10 protein-coding genes are annotated in these 13817 nt (G+C 30.0%); 3 read left to right on the top strand and 7 right to left on the bottom strand.

Translation table 11 applies throughout. The features are described from left to right. Positions 1–32: 32 nt before the first annotated feature. The 3 genes from SHK09_RS11745 to SHK09_RS11735 all read left to right on the top strand — a co-directional run bounded on the left by SHK09_RS11745 (position 33) and on the right by SHK09_RS11735 (position 7924). Positions 33–1010: a response regulator gene (locus SHK09_RS11745; protein ID WP_319810977.1), complete on the top strand. Its 978-nt coding sequence runs from the start codon at positions 33–35 to the stop codon at positions 1008–1010. 283 nt (positions 1011–1293) lie between these two features. Further along, positions 1294–2271 carry a response regulator gene (locus SHK09_RS11740; RefSeq protein ID WP_319810976.1) on the top strand — a complete coding sequence of 326 codons (978 nt, stop codon included), beginning with the start codon at positions 1294–1296 and terminating at the stop codon, positions 2269–2271. 325 nt (positions 2272–2596) lie between these two features. Then, positions 2597–7924, top strand: a complete 5328-nt coding sequence (locus tag SHK09_RS11735) for an ice-binding family protein (protein WP_319810975.1) — start codon at positions 2597–2599, stop codon at positions 7922–7924. A 564-nt stretch (positions 7925–8488) separates the two neighbouring features. On the opposite strand, the gene SHK09_RS11730 is transcribed toward SHK09_RS11735, so the two are convergent. The 7 genes from SHK09_RS11730 to SHK09_RS11700 all read right to left on the bottom strand — a co-directional run bounded on the left by SHK09_RS11730 (position 8489) and on the right by SHK09_RS11700 (position 13816). Continuing rightward, positions 8489–8941, bottom strand: coding sequence for a GatB/YqeY domain-containing protein (locus SHK09_RS11730; RefSeq protein ID WP_319810974.1), 453 nt, complete (start codon positions 8939–8941; stop codon positions 8489–8491). A gap of 19 nt (positions 8942–8960) precedes the next feature. Beyond that, positions 8961–9410, bottom strand: a complete 450-nt coding sequence (locus SHK09_RS11725; RefSeq protein ID WP_319810973.1) for a retropepsin-like aspartic protease — start codon at positions 9408–9410, stop codon at positions 8961–8963. 48 nt (positions 9411–9458) lie between these two features. After that, complete coding sequence (locus tag SHK09_RS11720; RefSeq protein WP_319810972.1) at positions 9459–10256, bottom strand: alpha/beta hydrolase; 798 nt, start codon at positions 10254–10256, stop codon at positions 9459–9461. Positions 10257–10350: 94 nt separating this feature from the next. Then, positions 10351–11661, bottom strand: coding sequence for an NADH:ubiquinone reductase (Na(+)-transporting) subunit F (nqrF, locus tag SHK09_RS11715; protein ID WP_319810971.1), 1311 nt, complete (start codon positions 11659–11661; stop codon positions 10351–10353). Between the two features lie 4 nt (positions 11662–11665). After that, positions 11666–12391 carry an NADH:ubiquinone reductase (Na(+)-transporting) subunit E gene (nqrE, locus tag SHK09_RS11710; RefSeq protein WP_319810970.1) on the bottom strand — a complete coding sequence of 242 codons (726 nt, stop codon included), beginning with the start codon at positions 12389–12391 and terminating at the stop codon, positions 11666–11668. A gap of 27 nt (positions 12392–12418) precedes the next feature. After that, positions 12419–13066 (bottom strand): NADH:ubiquinone reductase (Na(+)-transporting) subunit D, encoded by a 648-nt coding sequence (locus SHK09_RS11705; RefSeq protein WP_319810969.1) that lies wholly within the window; start codon positions 13064–13066, stop codon positions 12419–12421. A gap of 3 nt (positions 13067–13069) precedes the next feature. Then, positions 13070–13816 (bottom strand): Na(+)-translocating NADH-quinone reductase subunit C, encoded by a 747-nt coding sequence (locus tag SHK09_RS11700; protein WP_319810968.1) that lies wholly within the window; start codon positions 13814–13816, stop codon positions 13070–13072. Position 13817: the final 1 nt, after the last annotated feature.

The raw sequence follows: 13817 nt of genomic DNA, 5'->3' as shown, positions 1-13817 counted from the left end.
CTAAAAATACAGAACGTTCTAATTTTTTATAAATGAAAAAAATTCTTATCATAGAAGACGATATCGTCTTAAGGGAAAATACTGCTGAATTTATTAAGGGACAAAATTTTGAGGTTTTTGTAGCTGAAGATGGACTTGTGGGTGTTCAGCAAACGTTAAAACATTTGCCAGATTTAATTCTTTGTGACATATCTATGCCTAACATGAATGGTTACGATTTTTACAAAACTATTAAACAAATTAAAGCTACTTCTACAATACCGTTAGTATTTCTTTCTGCAAGAACAGAAACAGAAGACATTAGAACAGGTATGCAACTAGGCGCAGATGATTATATTACAAAGCCTTATAGCCTTTACGAGCTATTAAAGGTAATTAATACACGACTAATTAAATATGATAAACTTGAACAAATTAATAATGAAAAACTTCATGCACTAATAGAACACCCAACATTAGGCCTTTATATATACCAAGATGATAAGCTTGTGGTTTATAACAGACAATTAGCAGCTATTTTTGGTTATGATTATGACACTTTTTCTTCAATAAAATTCGAACAACTTCTTAATGAAAATTACTGTAATAAAACAAAAATATTAAATGACTTTAATCGTTGTTTAAAAGAATCTAAAGGTTCTATTTCTATAAAGTTTGAAGCATTTCATAAAACTTCAAATACAGTTTTTATAGAATTATTTGGTTCTGTAATTACCTATAAAGGCAAAACAAGTCTTGCTGGTAATGTAATTAAAATAGATCATAAAAAACCAAGTCCTTTTATATTTAAAGAAACTTCAAAAACATCAATAAAGCTTAGTAATAGAGAACTAGAGGTGTTAGAGTTAATTTGTAAAGGTAATTCTACCTTAGAAACCTCTAAAATTCTTTTTCTTGGACAAAGAACTATAGAAACATATAGAGCAAACTTGTTAGATAAAACAGAAAGTAAAAATATTGCAGAACTTATGATGTATGCTATTAGAAACAGACTAATTATAATAGAGTAATACTTTTTAAAAAAATAAATTTCAGAATATCTTATCTAACAACACCTTTCCGTATAAATACGGAAAGGTGTTTAAATTTTAATAAAAAAGAGTATTAGTACTGATATGTTTAGTTTTTTTTAGACAGTACTTTGCTAAATAACTAGTACAAATAGATTTTTATTAACTACAGATTATTAGTTATACCTATTTTTATTACAATGCTTGTTTCAATTAAAAAATAGCATAGAACAGTTTCTATATCTTCAATAAACCATAAAATACTTATTACGTTATTTTTTTTATGAAAAAAATTCTTATTGTAGAGGACGAAATCGTCTTAAGAGAAAATACAGCTGAATTTATTAGAGGACAAAACTTTAAGGTATTTGTAGCCAAAGACGGTTTTGAAGGTGTTAAACAAACATTAAAGCATTTACCAGACCTTATTATTTGTGACATATCTATGCCTAAAATGAACGGCTATGATTTTTATAGAACAATTAAACAGGTTAAATCAACTGCTGCAATTCCTTTAGTTTTTCTTTCGGCTAGAGCAAAAAATGAAGATATTAGAACAGGTGTGCAGTTAGGGGCAGATGATTATATTACAAAACCATTTAGTTTTTATGAATTGTTAAAAGTTATTAATACACGCCTCGCTAAATACGATAATATTAAACAAATTAATAACGAAAAACTTCATGCCTTAATAGACCATCCTACATTTGCTATTTACCTCTACAGAAATGGTGAATTTATCCTTTACAATACCCCTCTAGCAAATATTTTTGGTTATAGTTATGATGAATTTTCATTAATTAGTTTCGATCAATTGTTAGATAGTAAATACTGCAATAAACTAAAAATAATAAATGATTTTAATTCTTGTTTAAAAGAGGCAAAAGGTTCTATATCGTTAAGAATAGAAACAACTCATAAAACTTTAAATACTGTTTTTATTAAATTATTTGCTTCTGTAATAACCTATAAAGGTAGTACTTGTCTTGCAGGTAATATTATTAAAATAAGTACTAAAAACCTTACTCCTTATACATTTAAAGAGAATCTAAACACACATACTAAATTAAGCAACAGAGAATTAGAGGTACTAGAATTAATATGTAAAGGCAGCTCTACTTTAGAAACTTCTAAAATTCTTTTTTTAGGACAACGAACTATAGAAACATATAGAGCAAATCTTTTAGAAAAAACAGAAAGTAAAAACATTGCAGAACTTATAATGTATGCTATTCGTAATCGATTAATAGTTATAGACTAACTTTTAAACAATTTATATGTTAAATTATTCTACTAATTACTACTCTTAAAAATAACTAATACACGTTTTAAAACAATACAATAAGAATGTTAAAACTTAATTTCTAACATCTAGAAAATAGTTTAATAACAAGGTGTCTACGTATTTTTACGGATTTTATTTTACATAAAAAGAGTATTAGTACTGATTAATTTCAGTTTATTAAAACGGAAATTTGTACTACAATATACTACCTAATAATTCAGTAATTATAGTATAGTTTATCATCAGCAGCCACCTTTGCTATAGTTAATTATGATTATGAAATTTGTTTAATCTAAAAAATATGAAGAAAAAATTACTCATCAGAATAATAACTGCTATACTAATACTGCTCTCAAATATTAGCTTTAGCCAAACATTAGAATTAGGAATACTTTCCTCTTTTGAAGGTTTTAGTGGTGATGGGGGAATTACAAATGGGGCTAATGCAGTTTGGACAGGAGATGTAGGTTCTAACTTAGGTATAATAAGCGGAAATTATACTGGTAATACATACAATGCAAATGGAGTAACAGAACAGGCAAGGTTCGATTTAATGAGGACATACATTCACCTTAATGACCTATTTGTAGATTATCCTGGTACTCACGCTCCTGCTTTTGGAGGTGGTGAAACTATTACTCCCGGAGTGTATTATACAGGTGCAGCAGGTTCCGTAGGAGGAAACCTAATTCTTGATGGAGAGGGAAACTCAGATGCTTTCTTTGTAATTAAGTTTTTAGGTGCATTTACTGTAGGAGCTGCCGCAGAAATCACTTTAATTAATGGCACAAAATCTTGTAATGTTTTCTTTATTGCTGATGGTGCTATTTCTGTTGCCGCAAATGCAGATATAAAAGGAACATTATTCTCTAAAGTAGGCGCAGTTGGTCTAGGTGCAGGTGCTCTTCTTGAAGGAAGAATGCTAACAATGTCTGGGGCAATAACTACTGGTGTTGGTGCTATCGTTGCCCCACCTTCTTGTACAAGTACTATACCTGTGTTTTGCGAATCGAGTTGCACCCCTACTCCCACTTTAGATATTTTAGGTGTTTTATCAGATTTTGCTCTTTACAGTAGTTTAGGTGCTGTAGGAAATACTGGTATATCAGGAGTTAATGGAAAAATTGGTACAAACTCTGGTAGTATAAGTGGTTACACGAACGGAATTCATATAGGAAATGAACATATTGCAAATGCTCTAACGGCACAAGCAAAAACAGATTTAGATGATGCTTATATAGATCTTATGGCTTTAACTCCTACAGCAGTTCATGCTGCACCAGCTTTTGGAGCAGGAGAAACACTTAGTCCTGGTGTTTACCATATTTCTGGAGCAGGCTCTTTAGCCGGAACTATTACTCTTGATGCAGCTGGTGATGCAGATGCTATATTTGTTATGAGATTTGCTGGTGCATTAAATATCGCTGCACAATCAAAAATAATTTTAACTAATGGGGCAAAACGATGTAATGTTTTTTGGCTTGGAGGTGCAGGGGTTACCACAGGTGCAGTTAACATAGGAGCAGGCTCTATTTTAAAAGGAAATTTTATTTCTCATGGAGGTGCTTGTAACTCAGGAGCAGGTGTCTTTTTAGCAGGTAGACAGCTTTCAACAGGTGGTGCAGTTAATACCAATACAGGTATTCTTTATAATAACCCAGAATGTGTTACATCTACTTCTTTATCTCCTATAGATACTGATGGAGATGGTATAACAGATACTTTAGATATAGATGATGATAATGATGGTATTTTAGATATTGAAGAATTAAAATTATGTACAGAAACAATAATTGAATGGGAGCATAATGATCCTGAAACGGCAAATACAACTACTGTAGGAAATGATGAAGGAAACTCTGATTACGCAACATATGAAGACCGAACACAAATAAGTAGCCCTAATTTTATATCTGCAACAAATATTTCTTTTGGATCTTTAAATGAAACCGGCAGTCAATATACATATGTCTTTAATAATGCAAATCAAAATAGCTTTGCAATGGCTAAAGCTTCAAATCATTATGTAGAAGTTTCATATACTCCTAGTATAAACCTATTAACAAAAAACATAGCTCTTGGCTGGTATACTAGTAATAGTGGACCAGAAGGTGCTTATGGTAATTTTGATATGGCACTTGAAATAGATACAAATGCTAACTTTAACACCCCAACTATAAAGTTTCAAGATCTACATATAGCTAGCATGGAAAATGAAGGATATTTACCTTACAATATACCTTCTAATGATTTTTTAACCGCAGGAACTACTTATTATTTTAGATTTTATATCTACAACAATCAGAACGGAACTTCATTTACAAGGTTTGATGATCTTAACTTTGAACATGTATTAACATGTGATACAGATGGAGATAGTATTCCTAATCATTTAGATTTAGATTCAGATAACGATGGAATTCCTGATAGTATTGAAGCACAGTCTACAAGAAACTACATTTATCCCACAGGTACAGATTCTGATAATGACGGTTTAGATGATGCTTATGACACAAGTCTTAACGGTAATTCTAATGGAATAGGGTCTATTGGTATTACTCCAAAAAACACAGATGAAAACACAATAATTAATGCAGATATAATTCCAGATTATTTGGATTTAGATTCAGATGGAGATGATCTATTTGATGTAATAGAATCTGGAAGCAATTTACCAAACGATGGAAATGGATTGTCTACAGGTGTATTTGGTATTAATGGTTTTAACAATCTAGCAGAAATAGGTAATGTCGATTTAGGGTATATAGATGTTAATGGAAAATACGACAATACCCAAACAGACAATTTTATAGATGAAGATGATGATGTTTTAACAATTGGTGATGTTGATTACAGAGATACAACAGATGACGGTATACCTATGATTACCCAAGTATATCAATTTAATAATGAAAGATGGATAGAAATTACAAATATTCATGATACAAAGAGTATTGCGGATAATCTTATCAATATTCAATTATATAAAAATAAAACAGGCGATCAAATGGGTGTTATTCCAGACATTTCTTATTTAATAACATCTTCATTAGCACCAGGTAAATCTATATTAATTAAAAACTCTGCTAGTAGTATTTCTAATTTAGGAATTAATACAGCTGTTTTTACTAATGATTTTATAACAGACTTTATTAATGGAGATGATATAATAACAATGTCTTCATCAAACGATATAACTTCTTTTGCATATAGATATGATATTGTAACTTCTTTTGCAGACAAAACATCTTTGGTAAGAAAAGACGAAACATTAATTCCTAATAAAATTTATACCACAAGTGAATGGGTTGTTTTTATTGACCCTGCATTGGATGCTTATAGAGTTTTAAATTCTGGCGGACCAGAAAGACATCCACATGATCCATTAACCTCAGAAATTATAAATTCGAATGAAAATGCGAATACTTTATTAGGTTTACATAGAGTAAATACAACTACAAGAATTGGTAATGCTTGGTCAAATGGTTACCCAGATAGATCTAGAAATGTTACAATAAGTGAAAATTACAACCATATTAGTACTCCATTTAGTGCTAGAAAACTTGTAATAAATAACAATAGTAAATTAGCTATAACAGATAATTTATTAGTAGTTACTGATGAGGTTACATTAGTAAACTCAAATGATGAAATACGTTTAATAGGTACTTCTCAATTAATACAAACACACGAAGAAATTTCTAAAGTATTTGGTAATGGTAAACTTTTAGTAGATCAAAATTCTATGGTTCCTAGCTTGTATAGATTTAATTACATGAGCTCACCTGTAAGTACTCTAACAACCAATACTTATACAATAGAAAGTGTTCTAAAAGACGGTACAAATAGTCTCGATGCAACAAGTAATATTACTGATATTGCCAAAGACATAACATTTGTTGGTGGTTATGATGGTTCAACTTCAGATCCGATTTCTTTAGCAGATTATTGGTTATACACCTATGCTACTGGTAGTAATGGAAGATCTAATTGGGAACATAAATACAAAAACGGAACAATCAATAAAGGAGATGGTTACATCTTTAAAGGACCAGGAAGAACCCAAAATTATACATTCGTAGGAACTCCTAATGATGGCTCATTTAACTCTACAACTTCTGTAGGTGCTAATGAATCTTATTTAATAGGAAATCCTTTTCCTTCTGCCATGAGTGTTAAAAATTTTATAGAAGATAATATAAACTCAACTAGTGCTACTTTATACTTTTGGCAACATGTAGCAGAAAGTAATGCGGAAGGAAGTGCTGGTCATAATTTCACAGGCTATATTGGTGGTTATGCAACAAGAAACATAGCTATGGGAGTTGCTGCAAATGACCCTTCTCTTAATACTTCTATAGACTTTACTATTGAAGCCGAAGATGCAAACCAAAAAAATGGTACAATACTTCAAGACGGAAATAACACCGTGGTTTCAATGAATAATACGAATAACTTTATAAAATTTGCTAAAATTTCTAGAGGTGTAGATACAGTAAGAGTACGCTATAAATCTTCATCAGATAAAAACATAAACATAAAGATTAATAATACTAGTAGAGGTAACTTTGTTTTTCCTACTACAAGCGGAAATTATACAGAAGGTATTATAAAGTTATGTATTGAAACTGGTAGTGATATTACATTTACATCAAATGATATAACTGTAATTTATATAGATTATGTAAGGTTTAAAAATGTTGATGGCCAAATAGAATGTGCGCCAAGTATTGGTGGTAGTGAACATGCAGCAGCATATATAGCACCAGAGCCATATATTGCAATAGGTCAAGGTTTTTTTATTCAAGGAGATCAAACAAATGGCGGACCAATTGTTTTTAAGAATAGCCAAAGAGAATATAAGACAGAAATAACAGGTACATCGGTATTCTTTAAAAGTAAAAAAGAAAAAATAAATACACTTTCTCAATTTGAACTACCTATTTTAAAACTAGGAATGAATTTTACAAATGATATAGGAAGTTCTTTACACCGCCAAATTGGTATTTCTTTCCACCAATCTAATTCTTTTGTTTTTAATAAAGGTTATGATTCTGAAATGTATGATTTAGGCAATACAGATATCTATTGGAAATTTCCTAATAATGAAATTCCATATGTAATTGCTGGTGTTCAAGAAATAACAAATAACTTAGAAGTACCTCTAAATATTATAATGGCTTATGATGGTAGTGTATCTATAATGATAGATGAAAAAAGATACATCAATCAGAATATATTTATTAAAGATAAAATTACAGGAAAAATACAGAAAATAAATAATTCTTATGCAACATTTCAACTAGAAAAAGGTACGTATACAAATAGATTTGTTCTGTCTTTTACAGAAGATAAAACACTCTCAAATGAAGACTTATATACACCAAATACATCTCTTAAAGTTTTTTTAGACAACAACAAAAACATTGTTATTCATAAAAATGGAGAATTAAATATAAAAGGTGTTGAGTTGTTTAGTATTCTTGGTAAGAAAATTGAAATGTGGATCATTAAAGAACAAAAGAGTTCTTTTCAGTTAAAAATAAAACCTGAATTACTATCAGGAATTTATATTATAAGAGTTACTACAAATAATGGTAAAATAAATAAAAAAATAATTTTTGAATAATTAGAAAAAGCATACCCATTCATAGGAATTTGAAAAAAAATTCTAAAGAGCTTATAGAAATGATTTATTAAAGTTTTTTTAAACATTTTACTTTAATTGTAATTATTAGTGGCGTCCCCAACAAAACTAAACTCATTTATATAAGTTTTAAATTTATACATAACAGGTTATAATCAAGTGATAACGGTAATTAGGGGTAATTATACTCTATCATTTGTAGGACTCAATAAGAGGTTTGTATTTAACACATAAGTACAACCTCCTTGGGTCTTTTTTTAACATTAAAAAATATAATAAAACGCCTTTTATAAATTGTTCCATCAGCTACAAATATTACTCCACATCCTGAACTTTTTGTAAATAATAAAATCGTTATAGTAATTATTTATGCACTTTTATCTATGCGTTACAGTAGACTGAAAAAAGGAAAAACCTAGAGTTAATAAAAAAATTTAACTCTAGGTTTTTTTATTGTGATTTAAAAAAGATTCAAACTTGCAATACTAACTGTTTAAATCTAATGTTATACCTAAATTAGGTAAGGCACAATTTAAAACGAATAAATTATTTCATTAAATGTTTTCTAACTAATGTAGAAATAAGTTTACCATCTGCTTGTCCTGCTAATTCCTCTTGCATAACAGCCATTACTTTACCCATATCTTGCATTCCAGATGCATTTAAATCATCTATAGTAGCAATAACTACACCTTCTACTTCTTCTTCTGTTAAAGCTTCTGGTAAAAATTGTTCTAAAACTGCTAACTCAGCTAATTCTGGTGCAGCTAAATCTTCTCTATCTTGTTCTATAAAAATAGCGGCACTGTCTTTTCTTTGTTTAACTTGTTTCTGAATAATTTGAATTTCTCGTTCTTCTGTTAATTCTTCTTGAACACCTGTTTCTGTTTTTGCTAATAAAAAAGCAGATTTAACAGCTCTTAAAGCTTGTAAAGCAATTGTATCTTTCGCTTTCATTGCTTCTTTCATCTTGTCCATTACTTGTTTTTGCAAACTCATATCTTTTATTTTAAATTAATTATTTTTTCACCTTTCTTAAGTACAAAGCATTTTTACTATAATCTATAAATGCCTTTCCTTTCTGTAAAATATCTGCGCCTATAATACCATCTACTTCTTTTGCCTTATGCTGAGTTAAAGCTGTATTTACATGTGATAAATCGAAAAGAACTAAATGTAATTTATTAGTAACCCATTTTCCAATTACTAAATTATTGCTTTTAGAAAGTTGTGTTTCCATATCAGTAGCTCCTGCACCTGCTGCTTTAGTTTCACTTTCTGTTGCTATTAGGTTAAAGTGTTCAATCGAATTTAAACCAACACAAGAATTAGATGCTCCAGTATCTAGAATAAAACGTCCTTTCACTCCGTTAATTTTTGCTTTTAACTCTAGGTGATTTGTCGCTATTCTTTTTAAAGGAATTTTAATATACTTATGCTTCTTTAATATTTTTTCTAAACGTTTCATATAAATAGATAAGACATCAAAAATACAATTTATAAAATTTAGAAATTACTACCGGTCTAAAATTTCTTGTAACTTTAGTTTGTACAGTTTAGAATCTCTAATATTATGATGTGTTCCTCCTTCAATTTTAACAAAATAATTATCTCTACAACTATTTTGCTCTAAAAGAAGTTTTGCTTCTTTAAAAGAGGTTATTTGGTCTTTATTACCATGAAAAATAGTTATTGGTGCAGAAACATTTACTATATCTAAATCAGATCTAAATTTATACTTTAAAAGAAACGTTGGTGCAAGTTTAGAATAGAATTTAACTGCTTTATTAAAATTGAAAAAAGGTGCTTCTAAAATTAATTCTTTCGGTTTATTTATTGATGCAATTTTAGTTGCAAAAGTACTTCCTAAAGAAAAACCATAAACCACAATTTCTTCCTCTTTAAAACTTGCTTTAATGTGCTTATAAACCAACAATGCATCATTATACATTTTATCTTCTATAAACGCACCAGTACTTTTACCATAATTTCTATAATCAAAGACTAACACATCATAATTGTAGCTAAGAAAATAAGAAACTCTACTTCCCCACTTTTCTAAATTACCATTATTACCGTGGCAATATAAAATAATTCCTTTTGGCTTGTCTAATTTAAAATGAAGCGCATTAACTACATTATTTCCGTCTGTTTTAATAAATATTTCTTCAAATTTATTAGAAAATGTGAATTGATGTTCTCTGTCAATTTTTTCACCTTTCAAGAAAATAAACTTCTCTTGCAATAGGTATACAATCATTAAAACGATAGCAATAATAGCTATTAATGCAAGAAAGATAAGTAGCAAATTCATTAGCGTTTACTCGTTATATAAACTAGTGTTTTTTTATAATTAAAAAACCGACTCATTTCTGAATCGGTTTTCTTTATAGTTGTTTTTTTGAGGCTTAACCTCCAAAATCATCAAAACGTATATTATCATCTGAAAGACCAAAATCTTCTCCCATTTTCTGAACAGCATTGTTCATTAATGGTGGACCACAGAAATACAATTCTAAATCTTCTGGTGACTCGTGGTGATTTAAGTAGTTTTCTATAACACAATTGTGAATAAAACCTACAAAACCATCTCCAGCTTCATCATTAATATCTGTCTTTTTTGTCCAATTATCTGCCTCTGTAGGATCAGATAAAGCGATGTAAAATTTAAAGTTTGGAAAATCTTTTTCTAAAGCTCTAAAATGATCAATATAAAATAATTCTGCTTTAGAACGTCCTCCATACCAATAAGATACTTTTCTACCAGTTTTTAATGTTCTAAATAAGTGATATAAGTGAGAACGCATTGGTGCCATACCTGCTCCACCACCTACATATAACATTTCTGCTTCAGATTCATTTATAAAGAATTCTCCATAAGGTCCAGAAATAACACATTTATCTCCTTTCTTTAAGTTAAAAATATAAGAAGATGCTACTCCAGGATTTACATCCATCCATCCACCTTTCACTCTATCAAAAGGAGGTGTAGCAATACGTACATTTAACATAATTTCTCTTCCTTCCGCTGGATAAGAAGCCATTGAGTAAGCTCTTTCTACAGTTTCAGTATTTTTCATTACTAATGGTCTTAAGTTAAACTTGTCCCATTCTGCTTCAAACTTATCTGGTGTATCGTGTTCTTCTGGATGCGCTGTAATGTCCATATCAGAATAGTTAACTTCACAAGCTGGTATTTCAATTTGAATATATCCACCTGCTTTGTACCCCATATCTTCTGGAATTTCTACAACAAATTCTTTAATAAAAGTTGCAACGTTATAGTTTCTTACAACAACAGCATCCCATTTCTTAATTCCAAAAACTTCTTCTGGAATAGAAATATTCATGTCTTGTTTTACTTTAACCTGACAAGCTAAACGTGCGCCATCTTTTAATTCTTTTCTAGAAAAATGAGGAAGTTCTGTTGGTAAAGCTTCACCACCACCAGAATTTACATGACATTCACATTGAATACATGTACCACCTCCACCACAAGCGGATGGTAAGAATATCTTATTACTACCTAAAGTAGTTAACAAAGAAGACCCAGATGCTACTTCTATTTCTCTTTCACCATTAATCATAATCTTTACAGGACCAGATGGTGATAATTTTTGTTTTACAAATAATAATAATGCTACTAATACCAGCGTTAAGATTAAAAAAGCTGCTACTGTTGCAATAATGGTTCCTGTTGTACCTGCTGCTAATATCATGCTACTATTGGTTTATATTTGTGTTTTGAGCTACAATTTCTTTAGCCTCTTTCTTTAGTTCTACTTTTTCAATGGTAGCTTCTACTTTTGGTTTTTCTTCTTTCTTTTCATCTCCACCAGTTAACATACCACCAAAGCTCATAAAACCAATTGCCATTAATCCTGTAATAATAAACGTAATTCCTAAACCTCTTAATGCAGGTGGAACGCTTGAGTATCTAATTTTTTCACGAATTGCAGCAATTGCTAAAATTGCTAAAAACCAACCAATTCCAGAACCAACACCATAAGTAAGTGCCAATCCTAAAGAAGGAATTTCTCTAGATTGCATAAATAAACTACCTCCTAAAATGGCACAGTTTACTGCAATTAATGGTAAGAAAATACCTAATGAATTGTATAGTGAAGGTGAAAATTTTTCAACAATAATTTCTACCAATTGTACCATGGTTGCAATTGTTGCAATAAACATAATAAATGATAAGAAACTTAAATCGTACTCTGCATATTCTGGGCCTAACCAAACTAATGCTCCTTCTTGTAAGATATACTGATCTAACAACCAGTTTAATGGTACAGTTACTGCCAATACAAAGATTACTGCAGCTCCTAAACCAACAGCCGTAGCTACTTTTTTAGATACAGCTAGGTAAGAACACATTCCTAAGAACGTTGCAAATACCATGTTATCTATAAATATCGATTTGAAAAATAATTCTATATGTTCCATATTCTATATTATTTAAACGTTAAACGTTTAGTTTTCTTCTATTAATGATGTATTTCTACTACGTTGTATCCAGATAATAATACCTACAACAATTAATGCCATTGGAGATAATAACATAAAACCGTTATTTTCATATCCTATTGCATACAATCCTGTTTTTTCTATTGGATCTCCTAAAACTTTAAATCCTAATAATGTACCAGAACCTAACAACTCTCTAAAGAAACCAACAATTACTAAGATTACACCATAACCAACTGCATTTCCTATTCCGTCTAAGAAAGATCTCCATGGTTTGTTTGCTAAAGCAAAAGCTTCAAAACGTCCCATAATAATACAGTTTGTAATAATTAACCCTACAAAAACCGATAGTGTTTTACTTAGTTCATAAGCAAATGCTTTTAGTACTAAATCTACTATAATAACTAAAGTTGCAACTACAATTAGCTGTACAATAATTCTAATTTTAGATGGTATAATGTTTCTCATTAAAGAGATAACTACGTTTCCTAAACCTAATACAAACATTACAGAAACAGCCATTACAATAGAAGCTTTTAATTCTGCTGTAATTGCTAAAGCAGAACAAATACCTAATACTTGTATAGTAATTGGGTTATTATCTGCTAATGGGTCTGTAAGTAATACTGCGTCTTTTTTTGATAAAAGTCCCATAAATTATTTTTTTAAGTTTTTGAAGTAAGGCACGTAAAGTGCTAAATCTTTCTTTATCATGGCAGAAACACCATCACCAGTAATTGTTGCACCAGCAATTGCATCTACTTCATAATCTGTTTTCTCTTCGTTCTTAGGATCATTGTTTCCTTTAGCAACTGTAATTCCTTTAAATACTCCACCGTCTGTCATTAAATGCTCTCCGGTAAAATCGTCCATAAAGAAACGTTGTTTAATATTTGCTCCTAAACCTGGTGTTTCACCTTTATGATCAAAATATGCTCCTTGAACAATCATATTTTCATCCATAGCTACATAACCCCAAATAGCATCCCAAAGACCTTTTCCTCTAATTGGTGCTACGTAAAATGTTTTACCATCTTTCTCTCCAATAAATAAAGGTAATTTTCTTTCTTTACCATCTTTAGCTAAAGCTTGTTGTTTTTTTACATCAATTAAATACGCTTTGTCATCTTCGGTAATTTTATCTCCTTGAATAACTAATTGTTTTTTAATATATTTTGTAAATTCTGTACCTGCAACGTCTGTAGAAACAAAGTTTGCACTTGAATCATCATTCTCATTTATGCCCATAGCATAAAAGATATTTTGTTGCTTTTCTATTCTCTTGTTCTCATCGATATTTGGTTTTAAAGACGATGCAAAAAACGCCAATAACGAGCCAACAATTAACACCATAATTACGGCGAAAATCATTGTATATGAATTACTATCTGTTCTCTTACTCATA

Origin of the sequence: Polaribacter sp. PL03 (assembly GCF_033875165.1) — a bacterium.
GTDB lineage: Bacteria > Bacteroidota > Bacteroidia > Flavobacteriales > Flavobacteriaceae > Polaribacter.
The sequence above is the reverse complement of the archived record's forward strand: the minus strand, read 5'-3'. Positions and strand labels throughout refer to the sequence as shown.